Source organism: Halomonas sp. NPDC076908 (assembly GCF_050269715.1).
GTDB lineage: Bacteria > Pseudomonadota > Gammaproteobacteria > Pseudomonadales > Halomonadaceae > Vreelandella.
In genome coordinates this window covers 118,133-144,598 of record NZ_JBNNIW010000006.1, presented here as the reverse complement: position 1 = coordinate 144,598, position 26,466 = coordinate 118,133, and the positions used below count along the sequence as shown (strand labels likewise).

The 26,466-nt window shown below is 54.1% G+C and carries 24 protein-coding genes, 1 pseudogene and 1 riboswitch; of the genes and pseudogenes, 15 read left to right on the top strand and 10 right to left on the bottom strand.

Going from position 1 to position 26,466, the window contains the following annotated elements:
- Positions 1–9: 9 nt before the first annotated feature.
- The 5 genes and pseudogenes from ACQKE4_RS05525 to epmB form a co-directional block, all read right to left on the bottom strand.
- Positions 10–732, bottom strand: a complete 723-nt coding sequence (locus ACQKE4_RS05525; protein ID WP_427387268.1) for an urea amidolyase associated protein UAAP1 — start codon at positions 730–732, stop codon at positions 10–12.
- Positions 729–1,523 (bottom strand): ABC transporter ATP-binding protein, encoded by a 795-nt coding sequence (locus ACQKE4_RS05520; protein WP_427387267.1) that lies wholly within the window; start codon positions 1,521–1,523, stop codon positions 729–731. The genes ACQKE4_RS05525 and ACQKE4_RS05520 overlap by 4 nt, the downstream gene beginning before the upstream one ends.
- A pseudogene (locus ACQKE4_RS05515) lies at positions 1,520–2,348 on the bottom strand (ABC transporter permease). The gene ACQKE4_RS05520 and the pseudogene ACQKE4_RS05515 overlap by 4 nt, the downstream one beginning before the upstream one ends.
- Positions 2,349–2,405: 57 nt before the next feature.
- A complete protein-coding gene (locus tag ACQKE4_RS05510; RefSeq protein ID WP_427387266.1) occupies positions 2,406–3,482 on the bottom strand; it encodes a putative urea ABC transporter substrate-binding protein in 1,077 nt (358 codons plus the stop codon).
- A gap of 57 nt (positions 3,483–3,539) precedes the next feature.
- Positions 3,540–3,662, bottom strand: a riboswitch (guanidine-I (ykkC/yxkD leader).
- Positions 3,663–3,922: 260 nt separating this feature from the next.
- Positions 3,923–4,945: an EF-P beta-lysylation protein EpmB gene (gene epmB / locus ACQKE4_RS05505; protein ID WP_427387265.1), complete on the bottom strand. Its 1,023-nt coding sequence runs from the start codon at positions 4,943–4,945 to the stop codon at positions 3,923–3,925.
- A 166-nt stretch (positions 4,946–5,111) separates the two neighbouring features.
- Here epmB and efp point away from each other — a divergent pair, with 166 nt between their 5' ends.
- Both efp and epmA read left to right on the top strand, forming a co-directional pair.
- A complete protein-coding gene (efp, locus tag ACQKE4_RS05500) occupies positions 5,112–5,678 on the top strand; it encodes an elongation factor P (RefSeq protein WP_290832497.1) in 567 nt (188 codons plus the stop codon).
- Between the two features lie 163 nt (positions 5,679–5,841).
- Positions 5,842–6,822, top strand: a complete 981-nt coding sequence (gene epmA / locus ACQKE4_RS05495) for an EF-P lysine aminoacylase EpmA (RefSeq protein WP_427387264.1) — start codon at positions 5,842–5,844, stop codon at positions 6,820–6,822.
- Positions 6,823–6,848: 26 nt separating this feature from the next.
- Here the strand turns inward: epmA and asd are convergent, their stop codons facing one another.
- From asd to rsgA, 3 genes are all read right to left on the bottom strand, one after another.
- Positions 6,849–7,700, bottom strand: a complete 852-nt coding sequence (gene asd, locus ACQKE4_RS05490; RefSeq protein ID WP_427387263.1) for an archaetidylserine decarboxylase — start codon at positions 7,698–7,700, stop codon at positions 6,849–6,851.
- 181 nt (positions 7,701–7,881) lie between these two features.
- On the bottom strand, positions 7,882–8,724 hold the full coding sequence (locus tag ACQKE4_RS05485) for a sulfurtransferase (RefSeq protein WP_427387262.1): 843 nt from the start codon (positions 8,722–8,724) through the stop codon (positions 7,882–7,884).
- An 18-nt stretch (positions 8,725–8,742) separates the two neighbouring features.
- Positions 8,743–9,762 (bottom strand): small ribosomal subunit biogenesis GTPase RsgA, encoded by a 1,020-nt coding sequence (gene rsgA / locus ACQKE4_RS05480; RefSeq protein ID WP_427387261.1) that lies wholly within the window; start codon positions 9,760–9,762, stop codon positions 8,743–8,745.
- Between the two features lie 202 nt (positions 9,763–9,964).
- On the opposite strand from rsgA, the gene orn reads away from it, so the two are divergent.
- Positions 9,965–10,570: an oligoribonuclease gene (orn, locus tag ACQKE4_RS05475; protein WP_427387260.1), complete on the top strand. Its 606-nt coding sequence runs from the start codon at positions 9,965–9,967 to the stop codon at positions 10,568–10,570.
- Between the two features lie 4 nt (positions 10,571–10,574).
- On the opposite strand, the gene queG is transcribed toward orn, so the two are convergent.
- Positions 10,575–11,702 carry a tRNA epoxyqueuosine(34) reductase QueG gene (gene queG, locus ACQKE4_RS05470; protein ID WP_427387259.1) on the bottom strand — a complete coding sequence of 376 codons (1,128 nt, stop codon included), beginning with the start codon at positions 11,700–11,702 and terminating at the stop codon, positions 10,575–10,577.
- 126 nt (positions 11,703–11,828) lie between these two features.
- Here queG and ACQKE4_RS05465 point away from each other — a divergent pair, with 126 nt between their 5' ends.
- From ACQKE4_RS05465 to ACQKE4_RS05415, 11 genes are all read left to right on the top strand, one after another.
- Positions 11,829–13,301: an NAD(P)H-hydrate dehydratase gene (locus tag ACQKE4_RS05465; protein ID WP_427387292.1), complete on the top strand. Its 1,473-nt coding sequence runs from the start codon at positions 11,829–11,831 to the stop codon at positions 13,299–13,301.
- Positions 13,302–13,312: 11 nt separating this feature from the next.
- Positions 13,313–13,810, top strand: a complete 498-nt coding sequence (gene tsaE, locus ACQKE4_RS05460) for a tRNA (adenosine(37)-N6)-threonylcarbamoyltransferase complex ATPase subunit type 1 TsaE (protein ID WP_427387258.1) — start codon at positions 13,313–13,315, stop codon at positions 13,808–13,810.
- A complete protein-coding gene (locus tag ACQKE4_RS05455) occupies positions 13,801–15,270 on the top strand; it encodes an N-acetylmuramoyl-L-alanine amidase (RefSeq protein WP_427387257.1) in 1,470 nt (489 codons plus the stop codon). Before tsaE ends, ACQKE4_RS05455 begins: the two co-directional genes overlap by 10 nt.
- A gap of 16 nt (positions 15,271–15,286) precedes the next feature.
- A complete protein-coding gene (gene mutL / locus ACQKE4_RS05450) occupies positions 15,287–17,245 on the top strand; it encodes a DNA mismatch repair endonuclease MutL (protein WP_427387291.1) in 1,959 nt (652 codons plus the stop codon).
- Positions 17,246–17,291: 46 nt separating this feature from the next.
- Complete coding sequence (gene miaA / locus ACQKE4_RS05445; RefSeq protein ID WP_427387256.1) at positions 17,292–18,230, top strand: tRNA (adenosine(37)-N6)-dimethylallyltransferase MiaA; 939 nt, start codon at positions 17,292–17,294, stop codon at positions 18,228–18,230.
- Between the two features lie 193 nt (positions 18,231–18,423).
- Positions 18,424–18,672: an RNA chaperone Hfq gene (hfq, locus tag ACQKE4_RS05440; RefSeq protein WP_007114649.1), complete on the top strand. Its 249-nt coding sequence runs from the start codon at positions 18,424–18,426 to the stop codon at positions 18,670–18,672.
- 37 nt (positions 18,673–18,709) lie between these two features.
- Positions 18,710–20,020 (top strand): ribosome rescue GTPase HflX, encoded by a 1,311-nt coding sequence (gene hflX / locus ACQKE4_RS05435; RefSeq protein ID WP_427387255.1) that lies wholly within the window; start codon positions 18,710–18,712, stop codon positions 20,018–20,020.
- A 148-nt stretch (positions 20,021–20,168) separates the two neighbouring features.
- Positions 20,169–21,461 (top strand): FtsH protease activity modulator HflK, encoded by a 1,293-nt coding sequence (gene hflK, locus ACQKE4_RS05430; protein WP_427387254.1) that lies wholly within the window; start codon positions 20,169–20,171, stop codon positions 21,459–21,461.
- Positions 21,462–22,358, top strand: a complete 897-nt coding sequence (gene hflC / locus ACQKE4_RS05425) for a protease modulator HflC (protein ID WP_427387253.1) — start codon at positions 21,462–21,464, stop codon at positions 22,356–22,358. It abuts the gene before it with no gap.
- 199 nt (positions 22,359–22,557) lie between these two features.
- Positions 22,558–23,754: an ATP phosphoribosyltransferase regulatory subunit gene (locus tag ACQKE4_RS05420; protein ID WP_427387252.1), complete on the top strand. Its 1,197-nt coding sequence runs from the start codon at positions 22,558–22,560 to the stop codon at positions 23,752–23,754.
- Entirely contained in the window at positions 23,754–25,049 is a 1,296-nt protein-coding gene (locus tag ACQKE4_RS05415) for an adenylosuccinate synthase (protein WP_427387251.1), read from the top strand. The genes ACQKE4_RS05420 and ACQKE4_RS05415 overlap by 1 nt, the downstream gene beginning before the upstream one ends.
- Before the next feature lie 55 nt (positions 25,050–25,104).
- On the opposite strand, the gene cobO is transcribed toward ACQKE4_RS05415, so the two are convergent.
- Complete coding sequence (gene cobO / locus ACQKE4_RS05410) at positions 25,105–25,704, bottom strand: cob(I)yrinic acid a,c-diamide adenosyltransferase (RefSeq protein WP_427387250.1); 600 nt, start codon at positions 25,702–25,704, stop codon at positions 25,105–25,107.
- 238 nt (positions 25,705–25,942) lie between these two features.
- Here cobO and ACQKE4_RS05405 point away from each other — a divergent pair, with 238 nt between their 5' ends.
- Positions 25,943–26,428 carry a YajQ family cyclic di-GMP-binding protein gene (locus ACQKE4_RS05405; RefSeq protein ID WP_427387249.1) on the top strand — a complete coding sequence of 162 codons (486 nt, stop codon included), beginning with the start codon at positions 25,943–25,945 and terminating at the stop codon, positions 26,426–26,428.
- The last annotated feature ends 38 nt before the right edge of the window (positions 26,429–26,466 follow it).

The window sequence follows — 26,466 nt, the reverse complement described above, 5'->3', positions numbered from 1 at the left end:
CGTTCCCCCTTATAGGCCGAGGTGGTAAAGGCGATTGTTGGCGAAGCCACGAGCGTTTTCTGGCCGCGAAAGGTAGCAGGGGTCGTCTTCCGCCATTGGCTCGGCGGTCCCGAGGGCGATGTCTACACCTCGGCGAGGGTACTCTGCGCTTGGGTCGAGGGGGTGGGGGCAGGTGTGAAGCAGCACCAGTGTGTCCATCTCAAAGCGCAGCGTCACGCTATTGCCCGGTTTGCAGTGGCCACTGACATAGCGCAGCTTGCCCTCATCGTCGCTCTCTACCCGGGAGAAAAGATTGAGATTGGCGGCCATATCCCTACGGCCCAGGCCGTACTTGGCAAGCTCCACTAAAAAGGCGTCGAAGCCGGTGCGGGTCCAGTCGTTATGGGCCTGCTGATAGCTGACCGGCTGCCAACCTTTCTTCAATAGATGGTGGGGCATCAAGTTGCCGCCGACGCTATCGTGCCAACCCATGTCATCGTGGGTGATAGAGGCAAAAATACGCCCCATATCCGAGTAGAGACAGTGGCCCTGGGTGAGCTTAAAGGTGTGCTGGCACTTTAAGGTGTCCGGCAGGTTCAAGCGCTCCAGCAGATTTTCCGGGTTGTAGAAGAGCATCCCCACGTTGCTATCCGCTTCTTTGGCGGTCAACGTGAGCGTGGTGCCTCTGCGCAGGCGCAGTGACCAGTGATGCCCGCCGGGTAAATGGGTGGTGTAGCTTGGCTCGCTGTTCATAGCAGCGTCTCCTGGGGTTGTGTTTTCAGGCCGCCCTGGTTAAGCGCCTCTTTTAATTCGGCAGAGGGACGGTCTCTTGATATAGGTAGGTCGTAGGTGATCGTTGCGCCGAAAGCTTCCGGTGCCTGTGGGTCGTGGCGGGTTTTATCGAATACCCATAGCCGCGTGCCCAGCTCAAAGGCTTCTTTCAGATCGTGGGTGATCATAAAGATCGTCAGCTGCTGCTCTTGCCACAGACGATTAATCAGCACATGCATGTCCTGGCGAATGCCTGGGTCTAGCGCGCCAAAAGGCTCATCGAGGAGCAAAATACGCGGTCGCATCATCAGCGCCTGAGCGATGGCTAAGCGCTGCTGCATGCCGCCGGAGAGCTCGTGGGGGTACTTGTTGAGCGCATGGCTCAGTCCCACTTCGTCAATGCGGACGCGGGCCTTTTCTATCACACGGCGCTTGGCGGCTCCGAAACATTTGCCCAGCAACTTGGCGCTGTGCAGCTCATCGGCAATCATCACGTTGCCCAGCACCGTCAGGTGGGGGAATACGGAGTACTTCTGGAACACCACGCCGCGATCAGGCCCCGGCTCACTGGGAATGGGATGATCATCCAGCGTGAGGCTGCCCCGCGAGGTGGGTTCGGTGCCCAGCAGCATTTTGAGGAAGGTGGTTTTACCGCAGCCTGAGGCGCCCACTAAGGTGACAAACTCCCCAGGCTCAACGCTAAAATTAAGGTTTTCGAGCACCACGTGATTGCCGTAGCGCTTCTCTAACCGTTTGGCCGCTAGCAGGCTCATGAGTTATCTCCTTCGCCAGCGTGATACCAAGGGAATGCCAGCCGTGATACCCAAGCCAACAGCTGGTCAAGCAGAAAAGCCAGCAGAGTGATCCAGGCCACATAGGGCAGTATCACGTCCATGGAGAGGTAGCGGCGCACCAAAAAAATGCGATAGCCAAGCCCTTCCTGGGCGGCAATGGCTTCGGCGGCGATCAAAAATAGCCAAGCAGTGCCCAAGGCCAAGCGGGTCGCATTTAGTAATCGAGGAGTAAGCTGTGGTAGCAGAACCCTAAGCAGTACCTGCCAGGAGCTGGCACCCAGGGTTTGCGCTTTGATCAACTGCTCGTCGGGTAAGCGCAGAGCGTGGCTTTGCAGGTCGCGAATAAGAAAGGGCGTTACCCCGATAACGATCAGGGCAATTTTGGCGGCTTCACCGGTGCCGAAAGCAATAAACAGAATCGGCAGTATCGCCATGGGGGGTATTAATGAGGCGACGGTGACCAAGGGCGATAGTTTAGCGCGCAGGATGGGTAACCCGCCGGTTAAAATGCCCACCACCAAGCCAATCAAGGCACTAATGCTCACACCGATAACGATACGCTCTAGGCTTGCAAAGGTGTCTGTCCACAGCACAATTTGCCCGGTGCGCACGTTTTCGGCGGTGGCCAAATGGTAAAAGGAGCTTGCCATGGTAGAAGGGGGGGGGCAGCAGGCGGTCGTTGGGGTTTTCCGCCAGCCTTGCGTTGGAGAGGCTCATATAGAGCATCGCCAGTAGCAAGAAGGGCAGCAGTCCTAAGAGCCAGCGGCCGCCCCGCGAGGGCGTGAGGTTGATTAATCGCTTCATGGCGGTGTCCACAGATAAGAGTGGGGGAGCGGCCAGTCGCCGCTCCCATTCAACGTGTTACTGGGCGTCGAGGTAAGCTTGGGTAAAGCTTGGGTCGAAGCGCAGCTGTACGTTGCTCTCATCGCCAAATACGCCGCTTGGCGTTTCAATGCCCACCACACCTGCATTGGGCGCCATATCACCGAGCAGTCCGTGCTCAAAGCTGAACTCGGCAACTCGTTCCATGGTTTCGAGCAGCTCGGGACTTTCCATTAACGCTACGGCTTCAGCAGGGTCGGTGTAGAGGTAAGTGGCCTCTAGCTGGGCGCGGTAGCCTTCCAGGTTGGTGCCTGCGGCATCCGCCATAATGGTCAGGGCATTGTCATCATCTGCTTCGACTAAACCCATCACTTCGTACCAGGCGCCGACCAAGGCGTGGCCAAGGGCAGGGTTGTCGGCCAGGGTTTGGGTGTTGACCACCATCATGTCGAGGATTTCGCCGGGGATTTCCGCAGAGGTATACACCACGTTGGCATCCGGCATGTCAGCAATAGCGCTTAGCTGGGGGTTCCAAGCCGCCACGGCTTCGGTTGTGCTGCTGGAAAACAGGCCGACGATATCCGCATCGGAGGTGTTCACCGTTTCGATGTCGCGTTCGGTTAAGCCAACGCTTTCAAGTGCACGAGCGAGAAAGTAGTGGGAGACGCTAAACTGGACTAGATTGATCTGGCGGCCAGCAATATCGGCAAGATCATCACTGCCTTTGAGTACGATGCCGTCATTGCCGTCTGAGTAGTCGTTGATAATCAGAGCGGTGGAGTCGACGCCACTGGCAGCGGGAATCGTAAGGGCGTCCATATTGGTCATGGCGCAGCCGTCAACGTTGCCTGAGGTGAACTGGTTGATCGACTCGACGTAGTCGTTTACCTGCACCACATCGATGCTGATGCCGTATTCGTCGGCCCATTTGTCGACGATACCTTCAACATCGGCATAGGCCCAGGGCATCCAGCCAGCATAAATCGACCAGCAGACGCTAAACTCATCGCGTTCTTGGGCCTGGGCGGGTGTGATAGCAAGTGTGGATGCAAGTAGCGCGGCAGAGAGGGGGGCGAGGGAGAAACGTTTAAGGGAGATACGGTTGCAACGGGTCATGGCAGCCTCCAGCGGCTAAGAGTAAACTCGGGGGCATCGGCGCATCACTGCACCTTATCCTCCCGGGCTTTTATCCCGCCGTGTAACCTGCTGCCTAAGCGTCAGGTCGATTGCTCTCGGACCAGCCACAGCCATCAGGGGTTATACGTTGATGGTGTCGGAACCCTAGCGATCTATTGGAAACTAAATTGTTTGGCAGCGTAAGCCGCCGATACCCCGTGTGTAACACTTATCCATAGAGCAAAATAGTGGCCCGAATTAGAAAATACGTTTATTGATAGCTGTTTGCTGAATCTAAACCCTCGCAAGTAGCATGCTTGTTAAGTATTAAGTGCATCGTGATAGTGCGGATAATTATTATGATGCACTGTTGTGGGGCTTTTTATGACTATCAGCGCCAGCCTTTAGAGGGCTTCACGTGGCTTTCGATAGTTGCTTTTCTATAGCGGCGTTTTACTCTCTTTACCTGGAATTTCTCTCACCAAGCGAGGCATTAAGAATCCTGGTAAATGATTGCGCAATTGAGCCACCAGCTCGCGGGCTTCATTATCCAAAACATCAAAGTGTGCTGCCCCCTGCACGGGATCTAGCACATGCAGGTAGTAGGGCAGTATGCCGGCTTCAAATAGCCTTTCTGACAGTGACGTTAATGTTGCTACCTCGTCGTTTACGCCGCGCAGTAATACGCTTTGATTAAGTAGCGTTGCCCCAGCTTGTTTGAGGCGTACACAGGCGTCGACGACTGATTGATCAATTTCGTTGGCGTGGTTGATGTGCAGCACCACAACTTTTTGTAAACGAGTTGATGCTAGCCAGCCAAGTAGGGCGTCATCAACCCGGTCGGGAATCACCACTGGCAGCCGGGTATGAATGCGTAGCCGCTTAAGATGAGAGATGCTTTCTAGCTGTTTCACCAGCCATGCCAGTTGGCGGTCGTTTGCGGCCAGTGGGTCACCGCCAGACAAAATAGCCTCATGAATAGTGGGGTCGGCGCGCAGGTAATCCAGCGCTTCCTGCCACTGTGTTCTGGACGGAGAATTGTCACTATAGGGAAAGTGGCGCCTAAAGCAGTAGCGGCAGTTAATTGCGCAGTTGGGGCTGGCGATCAGCAGTACTCGTCCCGCGTACTTATGAATGAGTCCTTTGGCTGGCCGATGTTCCGCTTCTTCCAAGGGGTCTAATACGTACCCCAAGGGCGTTAAAGCTTCCTTGTCGAGTGGCAACACTTGTCGTAGCAGCGGGTCATCAGGGGTGTTAGGTGCAATACGTGCCAGATATGCCTCGGGCACGCAGACCTCAAACAGTTGATGCCCGGTGCGAGCACCCGGCACCCAGCGATCGCTTAAACCGAGTCGCTGACAGAGGGTAATAGGGTCACGGATCGCCTGGGAAAGCTGCTGCTGCCATGAGAGAGATACCTGGGCAGATGCCTGCTTAGCGGCGATAATGATGTTCTCCTGCAAAAAAGCCCTCCTTCGGGTTATCATGCGCCCACTTATATAACGGCGCTAATTGCGGTGGCGCTATTTTACAGCGGCGTTATTTTACAACGACGCTAGCAAAGGCGAAGTATGGCTTCGTGTTGTATTTGCTGAAACAAATAACTGAAATGGATAATTGAGAGGCATTATGGCGAACTATTCTACCAATGAATTCAAAGCAGGTTTGAAAGTAATGCTCGACGGCGACCCCTGTTCGATCGTTGAGAATGAGTTGGTCAAGCCGGGCAAGGGCCAGGCGTTTAACCGCGTTAAGCTACGCAACCTGATGACCGGCCGTGTGGGCGAGAAGACTTTCAAATCTGGTGATTCGCTGGAAGGCGCTGACGTCATGGATTTGGAGATGGAGTACCTCTACACTGATGGTGATATGTGGCACTTCATGAAGACCGATGGCTCGTTTGAGCAGTATGCAGTAGAGAAAAAAGCGCTAGGCGATACCGTCAAGTGGCTGAAAGAGCAGGTGCCCTATATCATTACGCTTTGGAATGATAAGGCCATTTCCGTGACGCCGCCTAACTTTATCGAGTTGGAAGTCGTGGAAACAGACCCCGGCTTGAAAGGAGATACCGCACAGGGTGGTTCTAAGCCTGCGACGTTGTCTTCTGGCGCTGTGGTACGTGTGCCGCTGTTCATTAATCAGGGTGAAGTGCTGAAAGTCGATACGCGCAGTGGGGACTACGTCTCACGCGCTTAATAGCTTTTACGTTGATAGTCATTATGACCACGCATATAGCGTGGTCATTTTTTGCCAAGTGCCAGTTTTGCCAAGTGCCAGTTTTACCAAGTATTAGATTTTCCAAGCTCTAGTTTGTCCAAGCCCTAGTATGTCCAAGCCCTAGTATGTCTAAGGAGTAGTGATGGCCATTGATTGGCAGCCTTCCGCGTCTATCGAGACGCTGCGTGAGCGTGCGCGACTTATTGCTAACGTACGCGCCTTTTTTGCTAAGCGTGACGTGTTGGAAGTGGAAACGCCTGTACTGGGCCAGAGGGGCAGTACGGATGTGCATTTGGTGTCGCTACATACCTTGGCGCGTACCGGTAGAGGCCAGCGCAGGCTATGGCTACAAACCTCTCCCGAATTTCATATGAAGCGGCTGTTAGCAGCCGGTAGCGGGCCTATTTTTCAACTCGCCAAAAGCTTTCGTGACGGTGAAGTGGGTAGCCGTCACAATATTGAGTTCACGATGCTTGAGTGGTATCGACCGCAGTTTACCCTAGCTAAACTGATTGATGAGACCGCAACATTGGTGATGTCATTGTTGCCATCTTTTCCTGGTCCTGTGGCGTACTACCGTTACCGCGAGCTGTTTCATACCCACCTGGAAGTAGACCCTTTTACCACCTCACTGGAAAAACTGCGGATGCTGGCCGCCGAGCGGGCGCAGATGGCTGCCAAAACATTGGCCGAGGAAGGCCGGGACACTTGTCTTGACCTACTGATGAGCGTGGTGATTGAGCCGCAGCTCGGGCAATCTGAGCTAAGTGTGGTGACCGATTATCCAACCAGTCAGGCGGCACTGGCTCGTCGCCACCAGGATGCAGACGGCGAGTGGGTTGCTTCACGCTTTGAGCTATACCTAAACGGTATTGAGCTGGCGAATGGTTATCACGAATTAACTGATGCCGAAGAGCAGCGCGCCCGTTTTACGGCAGATAACGCTGAGCGACGCCGTTTAGGTTTACCAGAAGTGGATATGGATGAGCGTCTACTGGCCGCCCTTGAGCACGGCATGCCCGAGGGGGCCGGAGTGGCGTTGGGGATTGACCGTCTCATTCAGTTGGCGCTAGGCAAAGCACGCCTGGAAGACGTGCTCTCGTTTGCTACGCCTCGTTGCTAGCCCAACGTCGCTTTAGCAGGCGTCCACTATAGGAGGATAGGGGTATCAATGTGACCAAGTGATTGTCCCATTTGCACTTTGATTTCAGGTTTAAAATCAGCAAAATCCACCGGCTTAGCGAAGCACATTACCACGGTAGAGCCGAGCTTGAAGCGACCCATCTCCGCGCCTTTTTCCAATACAATGGGTTGCCCAAACTGCATGCGCTGGGGGTGGCCCGAAAGCGGTGTTACCTGACCAGACCAGACGGTTTCGATGGCGGCGACAATCATGGCTCCCACCAATACCATTGCCATTGGCCCGTGCTCTGTATCAAAAATACATACCAAGCGTTCATTGCGGGCAAAAAGACCTGGCACATAAGCAGCAGTAGCCTGATTCACTGAGAACAGCCGACCTGGTACGTAGATCATTTCGCGCAGGGTGCCGGTTACTGGCATATGGACGCGGTGGTAATCGCTGGGGGAGAGGTAGACTGTGGCAAAGCTGCCCTTTAAAAACTCTTCAGCCAGGATACTATCGCCACCGAGTAGGGTTTGGGCGGAGTAGGTGTGGCCTTTGGCCTGCACCAGTTGCCCTGCCTGCAAGCGCCCATATTGGGATAATGTGCCATCGGCGGGGCTTAGTATGCCTGCGCCAAAGGGGCGCGCATCGGCTTTAAGCGCACGGGTAAAGAAGTCGTTAAACGTTGCGTAAGCGGTGGGATCGGGCTCCAGCGCTTCACTCATATCCACATTAAACTGTTTGATAAATGCTTTAATGAGGGTGTTTTTCACCCAGGGGTTATCGCACTGGGCGAACTTGCCTGTCAGGCGCGAAAGCGCGTGGTGCGGCAATGGATACTGGAGAAGCGAAAAGGCTTTTTGGGAAAGGGTCACAATAATATCTTCGTAGCAGTGGCTAAAAGCCTGAATGAGCTGACATAGCAGCCCTGGCTAACCCAGCAATACGTAACGCAGACACGCTGTAAACCCATCCCTGGGCGCTCGGCTTTTTCATCCCTGAAAAAGACGGTCTGCTTATACGTATTCCTGGCGCTTGGGCGCAAACTGTCGAGAATTACTTCTCAATCGGTGTGTCGTCGCGGTTGCCCCATTCACCCCAGGATCCCGCGTAGCCACGCATATTAAAGCCCAGCGCTTTGCCGACCAGCCAGGTAAAGCTGCTGCGGTGGTGGCTTTGACAATGGGTGGCAATTTCCATATCCGGTGTTAGGCCCAAGGCACCTAGCTCAGTAATGAGTTCGGCGTAATCGCGAATCCGCAGCGCACGGCTGCGATCCATGGCGTGCAGCCAATCCATATTAACTGCGCCAGGGATATGGCCCATGTGCTTATTGTTACCGCGTACGCCATCGTACTCATCTTTGGAGCGGGCATCCCATACCGCGAATTGCCTATCGTCGAGCTTCTCTTTGATCTCATCGCAGGTGATCAGCGTTTGAGGATTAAGAATCTCAGCGTGGTAGTCGCTTGCTGTAGGGGCGGAAGACTCGGTGCTCTCTTTAAGGCCTACATCACGCCATGCGTGAATACCGCCGTTTAAGTAGGAGTAGCGGGTGTGGCCGATGAGATCTAGCGTCCATAGCAGCCGAGCTGCCCAGCCGCCGCCTTCATCATCGTAAGCGACCACATGGGTATCGCGAGTCAGCCCTAATGCGCTAAACAAGCGCGAAAGCGCTTCTACACTGGGAACATCGCTAGGTACTGGCCCTTCACCGCGCATCAAATAGCGAAAATCGAGAAAAATAGCGCCCGGTACATGGCCTTGGCGATAGCTGTCGCCGTTAACCGGCACATCAATAATCAGCAGCTGTGGGTTATCCAGGTGCTCTTGCAGCTGTTCAGGTTCAACGATCAGCGGCAGCAGGTTAGATTCCGACGATTGGCGCTCAATACTCATGGGTAACTCCTGTCAACGTTAGCCATCCAAACTATCAAGAATACGGCGATAGCTGGCAAAGCGTGCTGGATGAATCTTGCCTGCATCGACCGCAGCGAGTAAAGCGCAGCCGGGCTCATTACGGTGGCGGCAGTCGCGAAAACGGCAGTGGCCAATATAGTCGTGAAATTCAATAAAGCCGTCGGTGACTTCCTGCTCATTGAGGTGCACCAAGCCAAACTCGCGGATACCCGGTGAGTCGATGAGATCTCCATCGGCTACTTCTTCACGACTCATGGTATAGAGGCGTGCTGTGGTCGTGGTGTGAGTGCCTTTGCGTGAATCTTCCGAGAGCGCGCCAATACGCAGGGTCTCATCGGGTAACAGTAGGTCGATTAGCGATGATTTACCCACGCCGCTTTGGCCGACAAACACAGACGTGCGACCTTCAAGTTGGCTGCGCAGCTCATCTAGCCCCGTTTCCGTGGCGGTGGTGGTACGCACCACGGGGTAGCCTAAGTCGCGGTAGCGCTCCAGTAGTTTACCTAACTCGCCGCCATCTTCCGGCAGTAGGTCGGTTTTATTGAGCACCAACACCGGCGCAATCCCGGTAGCTTCAGCGGCGACCAGATAACGGTCAATAAGATTGGCGTGAGGTGCGGGTTCAACCGCAAATACGATCAACAACTGATCAATATTGGCGGCCACTGGTTTGAGTAGGCCTCGAGCGTCAGGGCGCTTGAGTACGCTATCACGCTCTTCACGGGCCACTACCACACCGGAGCCTTCCTGACCTGCACGCCATATTACCCGATCGCCGGTGACCAGACCGTCCAGATTGGCACGTAAATGGCAGCGCACAGGTTCATTATCGCTATTGCGTACCTCTAGGGTACGTCCAAAGTGAGCAACAACGCGCCCTGGCTGTTCGGCGCCGTATTCGCCAGCGGCGAGTTTTTCAGCGTCTTGGACATCGCGCTTTTCAGCGCGCTGAGCACGTTCCACCTGGACTTTCTCGACTCGCCACTGCTGCTGGCGACTTAATTTACGTTTGCTCATGTCTACCCGATGCTAGGTACAATAGAAACCATTGTACCTACCTAGTAGGCGAGCTGTCCTGCATGGCACTGCTTAGCAGGGCTATTTAAGGCATTATTCTTTTTGAAGGCACGACTCAGTCTGTTTTTAAGGTGCTACTCTGTCTGTTTTTAGGGCACCGTGGCACGATGTAATAGCCATATTCGGCAAAGGGATGACGTTAATGAATAACGAAACGGCGGATGCAGCGAAAAGTAAAACGGCACCACGGGATGATCTGTTGGTCTGGATTGATTTGGAAATGACCGGATTAGATCCCAATAAAGAGCGCATTATTGAAGTCGCCACACTGATTACCGATGCAGATTTGAACGTCATCGCTGAGGGGCCTGCGATTGCGGTGAAGCAGCCTGATAGTCTGCTGGCGCAGATGGATGACTGGAATCAGAAGACCCACGGCGAGTCGGGCTTGGTTGCCCGAGTGAAAGCCAGCCAGGTGGAAACGGCGGAAGCCGAGCAGCAGACCCTGGCCTTTTTGCAGCATTACGCGGTGGCGGGCTCGTCGCCCATGTGCGGAAACAGTATCCACCAGGATCGTCGATTTCTAGAGCGTGAGATGCCTGCGCTGCTTAACTTTTTCCACTACCGTAACCTCGACGTATCGACTTTAAAAGAGGTGGCTAAACGCTGGAACCCCGGTGCACTAGCGGGGTTTAGCAAGCAGAATATGCATCTGGCGATGGACGATATTAAAGAGTCGATTGCTGAACTGGCTCACTACCGCAATACGTTTTTGCGCGTTGATCAGAGCAGCGACGAAGAGGAGTAGATATTTAAGACGCGTCAGTGGCGATACGCTCACCGCGCTTGAGGCGCTGCTCCTCAAGCGCCCAGGCCACGTGTTCACGCACCAGCGCGCTTGGGTAGGCTCTACGTGCGAATAATGCAGCTTCTACGGCCTTGCTCCAGGGCGCGTTACCGAGGCCAATGGCGATATTGCGCAGCCATCGCTCGTAGCCAATGCGCCGGATGGGGCTGCCGGCGGTTTTATCCAGAAATTCCTCCTCGCCCCAAGAAAATAGGCTTAGAAGCGATGCGCGATCTAGATCATGGCGCGGCGCAAAGTCATCTTCTTGGGTAGTGCGGCTAAAGCGAGTAAAAGGGCACACGAGCTGGCAGTCATCGCAGCCATAGATCCGGTTACCCATCGCACGGCGAAACTCCACAGGAATGGCGCCATGTAGCTCAATGGTGAGATAGGAAATGCACTTTCGCGAGTCGACTACCTTGTCATCAACAATGGCACCCGTCGGGCAGGCGGTTTTGCACGCACTACAACTGCCGCAATGTTCATGCTCAAAGGGTGCGTCAATGGGTAGCGGCAGGTCGGTGTAGAGTTCGCCAAGGAAAAACAGCGAACCCGCTTTGGGATTGAGTAGCATGGCGTTTTTGCCAAACCAACCAAGCCCTGCCTTTTGCGCAAGAGCACGCTCCATCACCGGCGCGGAGTCAACAAAGGCGCGGTAACCAAAGCCGCCGACCTCCTGCTCAATTTTTTTTGCTAATAGGGCTAACCGTTTGCGAATTAGCTTGTGATAATCGCGTCCCAGGGCGTAGCGGGATACATAGGCGCGCGAGGGCTGGCCAAGTACCTTAGCACTCGCCACCTCTGCTGGCAGGTAATCCATGCGCACACCGATAATGCGTTGAGTGCCGGGCTCCAGTTCCGCTGGGCGGGTGCGCTTGGTGCCATGTTTCGCCATAAAGCCCATTTCGCCGTGGTAGCCTTTTTCCAGCCATGCGTCGAGGTGGGCCTCATGAACCGACAGTTCAGTATCGGTGATGCCCACCTGCTGAAAGCCTAGCTCGCGGCCCCAGATTTTAATTAGGTCAGCAAGACGAACAAGCGCTTCATCCGTTAATGCTTGGTTAGAATGTGTAAAGGCAGTGGAATTCGGCATGGTTATTCAAACAAGTCAGTCAAATAGGTAGTCAATCAACAGCAAGACGTTAAGCGCGCTATGCTAACGCATTGGCAGCCATCAAAACATGTGAAAGGAGCGATCGTGACGGTCCCGAATACTTCCATGCTACGTCCGCTATACAAAGCCGCCCAGGTGCGCGAACTAGATCGGCGTACAATTGCCGGTGGTATTGATGGTTTTGCGTTAATGCAGCGTGCCGCTTCAAGTGCTTGGCATAGTTTCCGCTCACGCTGGCCGCAAGTCCGTAGCGTAACGGTAATATGTGGTAGTGGTAATAACGGTGGCGATGGGCACGTGCTCGCTGCGCTGGCGATGCAGTCCGGTCTCAAAGTACAGCGGATTACCTTGAAGCCTTTAACAGCGTTAAGCGGTGATGCAGAACGGGCCGCCCAGCTCGCAACATCGGCGGGAGTGGGCTGTGAAGAGTGGCATGCAGGCACAGAATTTAGTGGCGAAGTCATCATCGATGCGCTGCTGGGCACCGGTTTAACAGGTGAGGTGACAGGGCGATTCCGTCGCGCCATTGAAATGATTAACGCCGCTCATCGGCCGGTGCTGTCGATTGATATTCCTTCCGGGCTCGTTGCTGACACAGGAGCGGTACCCGATATTGCCGTTCAGGCCGCCTGCACGGTGACCTTTATCGGCGATAAAATTGGTTTGCATACCGGTGATGCACCCGCCTATACCGGCGAGATCGATTTTCGTCCGCTGGGTGTGAAAGCACAAGCCTATTTCGATATTCCAGCTTCCGCCTGGCGGCTGGATGATTCACTGTTGGCAGAGGCATTTACACCACGCCTACGTACCAGCCATAAAGGCACAATGGGGCATGTATTGGTGATGGGGGGCGCCCCTGGTTTCGGCGGTGCGGCCCTATTGGCGTGCCAAGCGGCTGCCCGGTTGGGCGCTGGTAAAGTAAGCTTGGCAACGGCACCTGAACATATCACTGCCAGTTTGGTACGCTGCCCTGAGGTGATGGCTCATGCGGTACGCGGTGGTGCTGAGGCGAGTGAGCTACCCCAAAACGCCGATGTAGTGGTAGTAGGGCCGGGTCTTGGGCAGGCTGCCTGGGGGCAGGCAGTTCTGCAAAGTGCTTTGCAGTCAGGCGCTCCGTTAGTGGTTGATGCCGATGGATTGAATCTTTTGGCGCGTCAGTGGCCAGATGCTCGGCGCGATAACTGGATATTGACGCCCCACCCCGGTGAAGCCGCACGTTTGCTGGGTTGTTCCGTGGCGGATATCCAAGCAGATCGACCTGCAGCTGTTCAGGCGCTGCAGCGTGCGCGTGGTGGCGTAGTGATTTTAAAGGGTGCAGGAAGCCTCATTGCGGGCCCCAGTGGATTAGTCGTTTGCCCCTACGGCAATCCAGGAATGGCCAGTGGCGGAATGGGCGATGTGCTTAGCGGTATGCTGGGCGCATTAGTTGCTCAACGCGGTGATGTGGAGTTTAGTGCCTGGCTGGCTACCATGGTGCATGCATTGGCCGCTGATCGCGCCGCCGAGATAGAGGGAGAGCGTGGCCTGCTGGCCAGCGATCTGGCATCCTATGCGCGAAAATTGATTAATCCTTGAAGGCAGCCCACATGCAGGTGCAATTAGACAATGAAAAGGCCCAGGTCGCGTTTGGTGAAGCACTAGGGCAAGTTTTGCAGGGACGTGGGTTAGTTTATTTAGAGGGTGAGCTGGGGGCCGGTAAAACCACCTTGACCCGTGGCATGCTGCGTGCCTACGGCTATCAAGGTGCCGTTAAAAGCCCTACTTACACATTGGTTGAGCCCTATGAACTGGGTTCCCAGCGTATTTATCATTTGGATTTATACCGGCTCTCAGACCCTGAAGAGCTTGAGTTTATCGGCGGTCGTGATGTGTTGGACGACGATGCCCTCATCTTTGTTGAATGGCCTAGTCGGGGAGAGGGGTGGTTGCCAGCGCCGGATCTTCGCTTAGTTTTAGAAGTGGCTGTGCAAGGGCGTTTGGCTTCATTAATGGCTTGCAGTAGTAAAGGCGAGGATGTGCTTGAGCGACTGCAGAGCAAGATAAGTTCCGATCAGTTGGAGAACGGTGTGATTCAATGGAAATGAAGGGCACAGTGGCGAATATATATCGCCTATTAGCCGTTAGTTTTTTTGCCCTGGTGGCCAGTTCTGCTCAAGCGTCTAGCGTTGAAAGTATGCGCCTTTGGGCGGCGCCCGATCATGCGCGGTTAGTGTTTGATTTGTCGAGCGCTGCCAACGCCAATGTGTTTTCACTGGATAATCCGGCGCGGTTGGTGATTGATTTAGATGATACGCAAATGGATACCGATCCTAGCACATTGCCGCTGCATGACAGTGCTATTACCTCTGTGCGCTCAGGGCTGCGTGATGGAGGGGGCTTGCGGGTGGTGCTTGAACTCAATCGCGAGATTGAGCCACGCCACTTTTCGCTGCCACCCAATGATCAATATGGTCATCGCTTGGTGGTTGATTTGGAATATCCAGGCGAAAGCGCCGTTGAAAACCCCATTGATCCTATTGAAGCGATGATTCGCGAGCAGGAAATTCAATCTCAGCGTCCGGTTGCCCAAGAGCAAGTGCCTGGCAGTGCAGCGCCTTCTACTCAAGCGCAACAAGAGCCCATTGAAGTGCAGGAAGCCAGACCTCACCCGCGCAGAGATATCATTATCGCCATTGATGCCGGTCATGGCGGTGAGGATCCGGGTGCCATCGGGCCAGCGGGTACGCGGGAAAAAGATGTCGTGCTGGAAATTTCCCGCCGCTTAGCGTCTCAAGTGAATAATACCGACGGTTTCAAAGCCGTGCTGGTGCGTGATGGCGATTACTACCTTGGTTTGCGTCAACGTACAGCGTTAGCTCGCGAGCAAAAAGCCGACTTCTTTGTTTCAATTCACGCCGATGCCTTTACCAGTCCACGTCCTCAGGGTAGTTCGGTATATGCACTTTCCCAGCGCGGTGCGACATCAGAAACGGCCCAGTGGTTAGCGGATAGCGAGAATCGTTCTGACTTGATTGGTGGCGTTGATGGCAGCCTCTCGCTGCGCGATAGAGATCAAGTACTACGCGGTGTGCTGCTGGATTTGACTATGACCGCTACGCTCAATGACTCGCTCTCGGTTGGTGGACAGGTCTTAGAACAGTTGGGGCGGGTTAACCGTTTGCATAAATCACGGGTGGAGCAGGCTGGATTCATGGTGCTGAAATCCCCTGATATTCCTTCTCTGTTGATTGAGGTGGGCTTTATTTCCAACCCTGATGAAGAGCGCCGTTTGCGTGACCCGGTGCATCAGGCTGGCCTTTCCCAAGCCATTTTCGGTGGCTTGCGTGAGCATTTCGAGCGCTACCCGCCACCTGCTAGTTTGCTCGCTTGGCAGCGCGACAATCATCGTCGTCCGTCGGGGAACGAATATCGTATTCAGACTGGCGATACCCTGTCAGCGATTGCGGTTCGTCATGGTGTTCCGGTAAACCAGCTTCGGCAGGCGAACGATTTAAGCGGTGACGTGATTCGCGTTGGCCAAGTATTACGCATTCCCAGCTCGTGAGGTTTTGTTGACTGATATGTCCTCTAATGCACCGCGTATCCATGTGCTTGATCCTCGGCTGGCTAACCAGATTGCCGCCGGGGAGGTGGTCGAGCGTCCTGCATCGGTGACCAAAGAGCTGATCGAAAATGCCATCGATGCGGGCAGTCAGCGAATCGAGGTGGAAATCGAGCAGGGTGGGACACGGCTAATCAAAGTGCGTGACGACGGCATTGGTATTGGCGAAGAGGATTTGCCGCTGGCGCTGGCTCGCCACGCGACCAGCAAAATCGGCAGTCTTGAGGATCTAGAGGGTGTCAGCTCACTGGGTTTTCGGGGCGAGGCGCTGGCATCCATTAGCTCGGTTTCTCGACTGGAGCTGATCTCCAATGCTGACGAAGACCCTCGCCAGGGTTGGCGAGTCGTAGCGGAAGGGCGCGGAATGGAAGCCCGGGTAACCCCTGCGCCGCACCCACGGGGTACTAGTGTGGGCGTGCGCGATCTGTTTTTTAATACCCCGGCGCGGCGAAAGTTTCTGCGCACCGAGAAGACCGAATTTGCGCATGTTGAAGAGGCTTTTCGCCGCCAAGCGCTATCGCGCTATGACATCGCCTGGGTATTACGCCACAATCAGAAAGTAGTTCATCAGCTTCCTCCTGGGCACTCGGTGGCAGCTCGTGAGCGTCGGATTGCATCACTGCTAGGCAAAAACTTCATCGAGCATGCGCGCTATATCGAACGCGAAGCCGGTGGATTGCGGTTAAGTGGCTGGGTGGGGCTGCCGACGCATTCGCGTTCCCAGGCGGATCAACAGTACTTTTTTGTTAATGGCCGCGTGGTGCGCGACCGTTTGGTTGCCCATGCGGTGCGCCAAGCCTATCGCGATGTGCTGTTTAACGGTCGTCATCCAGTGTTTGTGCTTTATCTGGAACTAGACCCAGATGTCGTTGACGTGAATGTTCACCCGACCAAGCATGAAGTACGCTTTCGTGATGGGCGCATGGTGCATGATTTCCTCTATTCAAGTTTGCACCACTGCTTAGCGTCCTCTAAACCCGCTGAGAGTGATGAACAAGGCGCGGATGAGCTAGCTACTCAGTCCCAGGAAGATGTTCTTTCGCCAGTACAGAAAGAGCATGCTAGAGAGAGCGCTGAACAGGGCTTGGAAGAAGGCGCCGAGCAGCCCCGCTGGCAGCAGCAGGGTATTGCACTGACCCATTCGCCAGACCGTCATCCCGGTGCTGAGCGCGTCCGACGCTTTATGCAAGGTTATCAGGCATTACACCCCAATCATGAAGAGACGCTGTTAGCGCCCCAGGCGAGTACCTCAAGTGAATGGGCTGGTAGAGAAACCGCCAGCGAAGTGCGTGAAGTGCCACAGATGATGCCCGATGATGACCCCACTGCACCGCCGCCGTTGGGGTTCGCGTTGGGTCAGTTGCACGGTATCTATATTGTCGCGCAGAACGCCCAGGGTTTAGTACTGGTGGACATGCACGCTGCCCATGAGCGGATTGTTTACGAGCGGATGAAAACTCAGCTGGCCGCCGCTAAAGGACTCGACGCCCAGCCGCTGCTAGTGCCGGTTTCTATTGCTGCTAGCCGGGCGGAGGTAGCAACAGCCGAAAGTGAGCAAGAAGCTATCGCAAAGCTGGGCATTGAATTAGATATTGCGGGGCCAGAGACACTACTCGTGCGCCAGTTGCCCGCTTTGCTGGCCCAGGCTGACCCGGAAGCCTTGGTGCGTCAAATGCTGGAAGAGCTAGCACGCTTCGGGCGTACTCATCAGGTTGAGGCGCGTCTTCACGAGCTGCTCTCTACCATGGCGTGTCACGGTAGCGTGCGGGCTAATCGACGCCTTACCATTGATGAAATGAACGCCTTACTGCGCGATATGGAGCGCACTGAGCGCAGCGACCAGTGCAACCATGGTCGCCCTACATGGACTCAAATGGGCCTCAAAGCGCTAGATCGGTTGTTCCTGCGCGGCCAATAAAACCTCTCTAATCGACAATCCCTTACTGATGGGAGTTTTACTGCGCATGGCTGATACGCGCCCTTGGGCGATTTTTTTAATGGGTCCTACCGCCGCCGGTAAAACGGATACCGCGATAGCGCTCCATGAGCGCCTGGGTCATGAGCTGATTAGCGTTGATTCGGCTATGGTCTATTGCAGCATGGATATTGGCAGTGCAAAGCCTAGCGCTGCTGAGCTTGCCCGTGCACCGCATCGCTTAATTGATATCCGAGACCCTTCTGAGCCATACTCCGCGGCTGATTTTCGCGAAGATGCGCTGGCACATATGCGACAAATTAGCGCGGCTGGCAAGGTGCCACTATTAGTTGGGGGGACCATGCTTTACTACAAGCGGTTGTTGGAAGGTGTGGCGAATTTGCCTTCAGCGGATCCTGCTATACGTCAGCAGCTTGAGGCGCAGTGGCAATCTGAAGGGCTGGCCTCACTGCATAAGCGACTGTCAGAAGTGGATCCAGTTTCCGCACAGCGTATCCACCCCAATGATCCTCAGCGCTTAATGCGCGCGTTAGAAGTGTATTACGCCAGTGGCCGCCCGATGAGCGAGTTATGGGCGGAACAGCAGCCGGAAACCTTTCCATGGCGGGTGTTGTCGATAGCGTTAGTGCCAAGTGATCGTGCTTTTTTGCATCAGCGTATTGCTAAGCGTTTTGAAGTAATGCTTGGCGAGGGCTTGATAAATGAAGTAGCCGCCCTCAAAAAGCGTAATGACTTACATTTAGGTCTTCCGGCGATGAAGAGCGTTGGATATCGCCAAGTGTGGGACTACCTTGAAGGTGAGTATGATTACGCCACGCTCGTTGAGCGCGGGATAATTGCAACGCGTCAGCTCGCAAAGCGTCAACTAACGTGGTTGAGAAGCTGGCCAGAACTTGAATGGGTAGATTCTCAGCGCTCTGACGCTTTGGATAAGGTGCTGAAATTCGTGCGTGAAAGCGGTGCTTAGCGTAAGATAGTCCTTCAAGATAGTTATTTGGTAAACGTGTGTTTTCGAATGGCTGAATAACTGAGCCTTTCGGGCAACACTAGGCTCTTTGGGCATTAGTTGGCCTTTCGGGCAGTAAATAATAGTGCGGCGTAGCACCAGTAGGGCACGCCATTTGATAATTAACCCCAACGACAGTTTTAGGGAGAGCAACATGTCCAAAGGGCAGTCCCTTCAAGACCCGTACTTGAATATTTTGCGCAAGGAGCGCATTCCGGTCTCCATCTTTTTGGTCAACGGCATTAAGTTGCAGGGCCAGATCGAATCGTTTGACCAGTTTGTGATCTTGTTGCGTAATACCGTAAGTCAGATGGTTTATAAACACGCTATTTCCACGGTTGTGCCATCTCGTAACGTGCGATTGCCTGCGCAAGACCCGGCAGAGCAGGATGCAGAGATTTAACACCGCTGGATAGGCATGAGAGTCCACGAGGTATTGATTGTTTTTTGAACGCCCAGACGCCGGTGAAACGGCAGTTCTTGTTCACGTTGATTTCCATGATGAACAAAAACGTGAAGACCCGGGTGAGTTTTTAGAGCTCGTGCGCTCTGCTGGTGCAGAGCCTGCGACTCTACTCACCGCTAGCCGACACCGTCCTGATTCGCGCACCTTTATTGGGTCAGGTAAGTTGGAGGAGTTGCGGGCCTTGCTCGCGGCTCACTCGGCTGAATTGGTGATCTTCAACCACAGTTTAAGTCCTTCCCAAGAGCGCAATGTTGAGCAAGAGCTCAAATGCCGGGTGCTTGACCGTACCGGTCTTATCCTCGACATTTTTGCGCAGCGGGCCAGAACCCATGAAGGTAAGCTTCAAGTAGAGCTTGCCCAGCTTGAATATATGTCGACCCGCCTCGTGCGCGGTTGGACGCACCTTGAGCGCCAAAAAGGCGGGATTGGTTTGCGTGGGCCAGGTGAAACGCAGCTTGAAACTGACCGTCGTTTGCTGCGTGGCCGGATTAAGTCAATTCACAAACGATTAGATAAAGTGCGTAGTCAGCGCGATCAGAATCGTCGTTCGCGTGCGCGCGCTGAAATCCATAGCGTTTCATTGGTAGGCTACACTAACGCCGGTAAGTCTACGCTGTTTAATGCGCTTACCAACGCAGATGTGTATGCCGCTGATCAGTTGTTCGCTACCTTGGATCCAACGCTACGTCGGCTGGAGATTGAGGATGTTGGCCCCGTAGTGATGGCCGATACCGTTGGCTTTATCCGCCACTTGCCTCATAAACTGGTGGAAGCATTTCAGGCGACGCTTCAGGAAGCTTCGGAGGCATCGCTGCTGGTTCATGTGATTGATGCAGCAGACCCTGACCGCGAGTTAAATGTCGAGCAGGTCGAGCTAGTGCTAAAAGAGATCGGCGCAGACGACGTGCCAGTACTCAAGGTCATGAATAAAATTGATAAACTGGATAGCGCGCCCCGCATCGAGCGCGACGGTCATGGTGTGCCAGATGTGGTTTGGCTCTCTGCTCAGCAGGGCCAGGGGCTTGAACTGCTACATGAAGCGCTGACTGAGCGCCTAGCAAATGACGTTATTGGCTTTTCACTGACACTTAGCCCCGAGCAAGGTAAGCTGCGTGCTGGCTTACATGAACTCAATGCCGTTCGTGAAGAAGCGTTTGATGAGCAAGGGCATTCGGTGCTAGACGTTCGATTGCCGCGACGTGATTTTAATCAATTGATGGCTCAGTTAGGTGAGCGTGCTAACACCTATTTGCCTGAAGCGTTACGCGAAACTGAAGATTGGTAGCCTCTCTGTTTGATGTCTAGTACGCTGTCAGCTCCCCGTTTCGTATAAATACAGTACAAGATTTATATAGCAATAATATCAAAACGCCGTGGCTTCGTTTGCTTAACGAAGCTAAAAGCGTGAGCGAATACCTTAGTGGAGAAGAAGTATGGCCTGGAATGAGCCTGGTGGTGGCAACCAGCACGACCCTTGGAGTAGCGGTGGCCGACGCGGTGGAAACGACGGTGATGGAAACCGTGGTGGCAACGACGGCGGTAACAATGGGGGCGGCAATAATGGTAATAAAGGGGGCAATAATCAAGGCCCTCCAGACCTAGATGAAGCGCTGAAAAAGTTTCAAGACAAGCTGAACAGTATGCTAGGCGGCGGTAAAAAAGGCGGTGGCAAGAAAAGCGGTGGCGGCGGCGGTAGTGATAAGAGCCGCAACCCTTTCGCGTTACCAGGCCTGATACTGATCGTTGCATTAGCTATCTGGGCTGCTATGGGCTTTTATCTGGTCGACCAGTCGGAGCGTGGCGTTGTATTACGCTTTGGCGAATTCCAGGGCATCGTTGAGCCAGGTTTGCAGTGGAATCCTCCGTTGATTGACGAGGTGCGGATGGTTAACGTGACGCGAGTGCGCTCACTGACCCAAACGCAGTCCATGCTGACCCGCGATGAAAATATTGTTGAAGTAGAAATCTCTGCTCAGTATCAAGTCGCTAATCCAAGAGATTTCGTACTCAACGTGCGTGAACCTGCTATTTCAATTGAAAATGCATTGGATTCTGCACTGCGTCACGTGGTGGGTGGTACCGATATGATCGATATCCTTACCTCAGGGCGGGAAATTCTAGGTAGCTCGGTCGCAAGCCGCCTGCAGTCTTACCTTGACACCTATGGTGCCGGTATCCGTCTACAAACTATCAACATTGAGTCAACGTCTGCGCCCGCGCCAGTGATTGACGCTTTTGATGATGTTATTCGTGCTCGTGAAGATCGTCAGCGGACCATCAACGAAGGCATGGCCTACGCCAATGCGATTATTCCGGCGGCCCAAGGTCAGGCGCAACGTGTGGTTGAACAAGGCCAAGGTTACCGCGAGTCAGTCGTAGCGGAAGCGCAAGGTCAGGCTAACCGCTTCAATTCGCTACTCGGTGAGTACCGTAATTCGCCCGAGATCATGCGCGAACGTATGTACCTAGACGCCATCGAAGAGGTGTTTGGTAATACGCCGAAGGTGTTGCTAGATGTCAGCGAAAACGCTCCATTAATGTATCTGCCGCTGGATCAAATGCGCGGCGGTAGCAGTGGCAGTCGCAGCAGTTCGTCGTCGAATAGTGATAGTGCTAATAGCAGTGATGAGCAGTTAGACCCCAGTGTGATTGACCGTTTACGCACGACGCAGAGTGGCTCTTCAGGAAATACCAATAGTAGCTCCATCCGCAGGGAGGGCCGGTAAATGATTAATAATCGATCCCTGCTGATTGTTGGTAGTTTAGCCGCTGTTGCGTGGCTGGCAAGCAACACACTCTACGTAGTAGATGAAACCGAACGTGCCGTTAAGCTGCGCTTTGGTGAAGTCATTGAAGAAAATATCCAGCCTGGTCTACATGCCAAGGTGCCGATTGCGCAAACGATTCGTAAGTTTGACACTCGTTTGCTGACCCTGGATACCGATACCAGCCGTTACCTGACGCTTGAGCAGAAAGCGGTAATCGTTGACTCCTACGTTAAGTGGCAGGTGGTGAACCCCACCCGTTACTATGAGGCAACGGCGGGTGATGAGTTGATGGCTGTGCGTTTGATTCAACCGCGGGTGGATGAAAGCCTGCGTAATGAATTTGGTCGCTTAAACCTTCAGGAAATTATTGCTGAACGTCGCGATGATTTAATGACCGGCCCCACCTCAGAACTTGACGAGCTAATGCGCGAAGAGCTGGGTGTCGCCATTCGTGATATCCGTATCAAGCGAATTGATCTTCCCGAGGACGTTTCTGCGGCTGTTTTCGAACGTATGCGTTCCGAGCGTGAGCGTGAAGCTCGCGAGTGGCGTGCTCAGGGTCAGGAAGAGGCTGAGCGTATTCGCGCTAACGCGGATCGCCGCCGCCAGGTTCTGCTCGCTCAGGCTAACGAGCGCTCAGAAACGCTTCGTGGTGAAGGTGATGCTCAAGCTGCCTCGATCTTCTCTGAAGCATACGGGCAAGATCAGGAGTTCTTTGCTTTCTGGCGCAGTCTGAATGCTTATCGTGAGAGCTTCGCAGGCGATAACAACCTGATGGTGTTGGAGCCGGATAGCGATTTCTTCCGCTATTTGCGTAGCGCGATGCCGGAAGGTGGCGAAGACGACGGCGAGTAAATCGCTTTTGGCCGGCTGCTCCCGCCATGGTTGGTCTACGACCAGGCGGGGTTCATCCGGCCAATAAACGTGATAGAATTTGTTAACCGGGCGTCGCCCGGTTTTTTTGTGGCCCTCGTTTAACGCTAATGCAGTCAATGGCCTAGCGTCGTTACTGTTTGAATTTATTGGGCCTTCATCGTCTTGCAGGATTGTTTACATGACCATCGCTGACCGCTGGCTATTGCCCGACGGCATGGATGAGGTGCTCCCGCCTCAGGCAAGCCGCATGGAAGAGCTGCGCCGTGCGCTGCTCGATCTTTACCATTGCTGGGGCTATGACCAGGTAATGCCGCCTCCGGTGGAGTTTCTTGACTCCTTGCTAACCGGTACCGGTACAGACCTGGATCTCCAGACGTTTAAGCTGACCGACCAATTAACCGGTCGTATGATGGGCGCTTCGGCGGACGTAACGCCGCAAGTGGCGCGTATGGATGCTCATTCGCTAAAACGCCAGGGGCCGGTACGGCTGTGCTACTGCACTAACGTACTGCGTGCCAAGGCAGATCAGCATCAAGGCGGGCGCAGCCCTGTCCAAGTTGGCGTTGAGCTATTTGGTCATGCCGGTTTAGACGCTGATAGTGAAATAATCCATCTAGCCCTGGCCAGTTTGAAGGCCGCGGGTGCTCAAGAGATTCACTTGGCACTTGGGCATATCGGGATTTACCGCAGCCTTGTAGAAGCGGCAGCGCTTAGTGATGAGCAAGAGAGTGCGCTGTTTGAAGCGCTGGCGCTCAAATCCCCTAGCCAGCTAGCCGAGCAGGTAGGTGCCTGTGTTAGTGATCCTGCGTTAGCTGAAATGATGTTAGCGCTTGGTGAACTTCACGGCGGAGCAGATATTTTAGCTGAAGCGCGGGATCGATTTGCCGGGGCACCAGCATCTGTCATGGCGGCATTAGATCAATTGGATGCGCTTTACCAAGGAGTATTGGCACGCTTTAACGTGTCGCTATACTTTGATCTGGCAGAGCTGCGTGGCTATCAGTACCACACCGGTATGATGTTTGCTGCCTATGTGCCGGGTTATGGGCATGCGCTCGCCAAAGGTGGACGCTATGATGACACTGGGCGTGCCTTTGGTCGTGCACGTCCGGCCACCGGCTTCTCAATGGACTTGAAGCAATTGGCGTCGTTGGCGCTGGCATCGCCTAGCCGCGGTGCCATTTGGTCGCCAGCCATGCAGGATGAGTCGCTCAACGCTGCTGTTGTCGCGCTGCGTGAGCAGGGGGAACGCGTGATTCAAGCGCTGCCAGGGCAGCGTACTGGGCCGGCGGAGCACGACTGTGACCGCCGTCTTGAGTTTATCAATGGTCGTTGGCAGCCAACGACCCTGACACAAGAGACGAGTGCATCATAATGGGTAAGAATGTCGTAGTGCTGGGAACCCAATGGGGTGACGAAGGCAAAGGTAAGATCGTTGACCTGCTCACTGAGTCAGCATCCGCTGTGGTGCGTTACCAGGGAGGCCATAATGCGGGCCATACGCTGGTCATCGACGGTGAAAAAACCGTCCTCCACCTGATTCCTTCAGGTGTCCTGCGCCCAGGCACAACCTGTGTGATTGGCAATGGCGTGGTGCTGTCACCGGAAGCGCTGATCAAAGAGATTCGTGAGCTGGAAGCCAAAGGTGTGCCGGTACGTGAGCGTCTGCGTCTTTCACCGGCCTGTCCGCTGATTTTGCCCTACCATGTGCGTCTGGATCAGGCCCGTGAGAAGGCGCGTGGCGTCGCTAAAATAGGCACAACTGGCCGGGGTATTGGTCCTGCCTACGAAGATAAAGTAGCACGCCGTGGCCTGCGTTTAGGCGATATGCTACATCGCGAGCGCTTCGCTTCTAAGCTGGGCGAAGTCCTCGACTACCACAACTTTGTGTTGGTCAATTACCACGGTGAGCCAGCGGTCGATTTCCAGGAAGTACTCGACACGGCGATGCAAATGGCTGAAGAGCTGCGTCCGATGGTATGTGATACCGTCAGCATGGTGCACGACCTGCGCAAAGCCGGTGAGAACATCCTGTTTGAAGGTGCGCAAGGCTCACTGCTAGATATTGACCACGGTACCTACCCCTACGTGACCAGCTCGAATACCACCGCTGGCGGTGTCGCTACCGGCTCTGGCGTTGGTCCGCTCTATTTGGATTACGTACTAGGCATTACCAAGGCATACACAACCCGCGTTGGTTCAGGTCCGTTTCCTACGGAGCTGTTCGACGTTGACGGCCGCCACCTGGCCGAGCGTGGCCATGAGTTTGGCGCAACCACTGGACGTGCGCGTCGCTGCGGTTGGTTTGATGCGGTGGCGCTGCGTCACGCCGTGCAAATCAATTCAGTATCTGGTATCTGTTTGACCAAGCTTGATGTATTAGACGGACTGGAAAATATCCGTGTATGCGTTGGCTATCGTAGTAAAGATGGTGAGGTGCTGGAAAATCCTGTGGATTCGGAAGGCTTCGAAGCCATCGAACCGCTTTATGAAGATTTGCCAGGCTGGAAAGAGTCGACCTTAGGCGCTAAACGGGTAGAAGATTTGCCCGCCAATGCTCGCGCTTACATCAGCTATCTCGAAGCGAAAGTGGGCACCACTATTGATATCATTTCCACCGGCCCAGACCGCATGGAAACGATCATCCTGCGTAACCCGTTCGATAGTTAATACGCTTTACGCTGAGCACTAAAAAGGGGCAAATTTGATTTGCCCCTTTTTTGGTTTAAAAATCAATGCCCCTGCGCGCCTGTAGGCCGTTATTAAAGGCATGCCGCACTTCCTGCATTTCGGTGACCGTATCGGCCATGGCGACTAATTCGCGGTGAGCGTTGCGCCCGGTAATAATCACCGTCTGCTCGGTGGGGCGGTTTTCCAGCGCGTGCTTAACCGTTTCAATCTCCAGATAGCCAAATTTAAGCATATAGGTGATCTCATCCAGCACCACCAGATAAGTCTCAGGATCCGCTAACATGCGCTCAGCATCTTTCCAGACGGCTTGGCAGGCCTCGGTGTCTGCTTGGCGATTCTGAGTATCCCAGGTAAAGCCGGTGGCCATGATGGCGACTTCTAAATGGGGATCCCCCTCCAAACGGTTGCGTTCCCCGCACTCCCAAAGACCTTTGATAAATTGTACGACGCCCACTTTATAGCCGTAGCCCAGCGCACGGGTGACCGTGCCCCAGGCCGCCGTGGTTTTGCCTTTACCGTTGCCTGTATTGACGATGATTAGGCCGCGCTGCTCACTGGCTTTGGCAACTTTTTCGTCTACGCGCGCTTTAAGTTTTTGCATGGATGCCTTGTGGCGGGTGTCGCGGTCACTCATGGTAGTCTCCTGGTAGACAAGTTAAGAAGCCTGGAAAACCTAACTATGCGCTAGCCTAAGCTATTGGTACTTTTTTATGTAGCCACGTGAAAATAATTTTTGTACAAATAATTTCGATTTTTGATTAAGGGCTGTATCGGTAATATGTGCTAAAAACCCATAGAAAAAACAACAGAATTGGCCGGTAGGGGCCTGCCTGCTCTAGAATGGTGGGTCATGTCTTGTTAGGAACAGAATCATGCCCTCATTTGATATTGTGTCAGAGTTTGATAAGCACGAAGGTGCTAACGCCGTTGATCAGGCGAATCGTGAAGTACAGGCGCGTTTTGACTTTAAAGGCGTCAATGCCAGCTTCGCGCTTGAAGGTGACAAAGTGCAGCTAGAGGCCGATGTCGATTTTCAGCTCAAGCAAATGCTTGATGTACTGCGTGCCCGGTTAATCGCTCGTGGTATTGATGCTCGCTGCATGGATGTTCAAGACCCGATGCTCTCTGGTGTAAAAGCACGGCAAGAGGTCGCCTTAAAACAAGGACTCGACGCGGCCGAAGCCAAAGAGGTGGTCAAACTCATCAAAGCCAGCAAGCTAAAAGTACAGGCGCAAATTCAAGGTGAGAAGGTGCGTGTTACGGGTAAAAAGCGTGACGACTTACAGGCAGTAATGGCACTGCTGCGCGGCGAGGAGGGGCCGGATTTGCCGCTTCAGTTTGATAACTTCCGCGACTAGACAGCGGTGTTCAGCTGTCGAGAATTTTTAATTATGTA

Coding starts and splice junctions, on each gene's coding strand:
- ACQKE4_RS05525 (WP_427387268.1), bottom strand. CDS start 732: ATGAACAGCGAGCCAAGCTACACCACCCATTTACCCGGCGGGCATCAC.
- ACQKE4_RS05520 (WP_427387267.1), bottom strand. CDS start 1,523: ATGAGCCTGCTAGCGGCCAAACGGTTAGAGAAGCGCTACGGCAATCAC.
- ACQKE4_RS05510 (WP_427387266.1), bottom strand. CDS start 3,482: ATGACCCGTTGCAACCGTATCTCCCTTAAACGTTTCTCCCTCGCCCCC.
- efp (WP_290832497.1), top strand. CDS start 5,112: ATGGCGAACTATTCTACCAATGAATTCAAAGCAGGTTTGAAAGTAATG.
- epmA (WP_427387264.1), top strand. CDS start 5,842: ATGGCCATTGATTGGCAGCCTTCCGCGTCTATCGAGACGCTGCGTGAG.
- ACQKE4_RS05485 (WP_427387262.1), bottom strand. CDS start 8,724: ATGAGTATTGAGCGCCAATCGTCGGAATCTAACCTGCTGCCGCTGATC.
- rsgA (WP_427387261.1), bottom strand. CDS start 9,762: ATGAGCAAACGTAAATTAAGTCGCCAGCAGCAGTGGCGAGTCGAGAAA.
- orn (WP_427387260.1), top strand. CDS start 9,965: ATGAATAACGAAACGGCGGATGCAGCGAAAAGTAAAACGGCACCACGG.
- queG (WP_427387259.1), bottom strand. CDS start 11,702: ATGCCGAATTCCACTGCCTTTACACATTCTAACCAAGCATTAACGGAT.
- ACQKE4_RS05465 (WP_427387292.1), top strand. CDS start 11,829: ATGCTACGTCCGCTATACAAAGCCGCCCAGGTGCGCGAACTAGATCGG.
- tsaE (WP_427387258.1), top strand. CDS start 13,313: ATGCAGGTGCAATTAGACAATGAAAAGGCCCAGGTCGCGTTTGGTGAA.
- ACQKE4_RS05455 (WP_427387257.1), top strand. CDS start 13,801: ATGGAAATGAAGGGCACAGTGGCGAATATATATCGCCTATTAGCCGTT.
- mutL (WP_427387291.1), top strand. CDS start 15,287: ATGTCCTCTAATGCACCGCGTATCCATGTGCTTGATCCTCGGCTGGCT.
- miaA (WP_427387256.1), top strand. CDS start 17,292: ATGGCTGATACGCGCCCTTGGGCGATTTTTTTAATGGGTCCTACCGCC.
- hfq (WP_007114649.1), top strand. CDS start 18,424: ATGTCCAAAGGGCAGTCCCTTCAAGACCCGTACTTGAATATTTTGCGC.
- hflK (WP_427387254.1), top strand. CDS start 20,169: ATGGCCTGGAATGAGCCTGGTGGTGGCAACCAGCACGACCCTTGGAGT.
- hflC (WP_427387253.1), top strand. CDS start 21,462: ATGATTAATAATCGATCCCTGCTGATTGTTGGTAGTTTAGCCGCTGTT.
- ACQKE4_RS05420 (WP_427387252.1), top strand. CDS start 22,558: ATGACCATCGCTGACCGCTGGCTATTGCCCGACGGCATGGATGAGGTG.
- ACQKE4_RS05415 (WP_427387251.1), top strand. CDS start 23,754: ATGGGTAAGAATGTCGTAGTGCTGGGAACCCAATGGGGTGACGAAGGC.
- cobO (WP_427387250.1), bottom strand. CDS start 25,704: ATGAGTGACCGCGACACCCGCCACAAGGCATCCATGCAAAAACTTAAA.
- ACQKE4_RS05405 (WP_427387249.1), top strand. CDS start 25,943: ATGCCCTCATTTGATATTGTGTCAGAGTTTGATAAGCACGAAGGTGCT.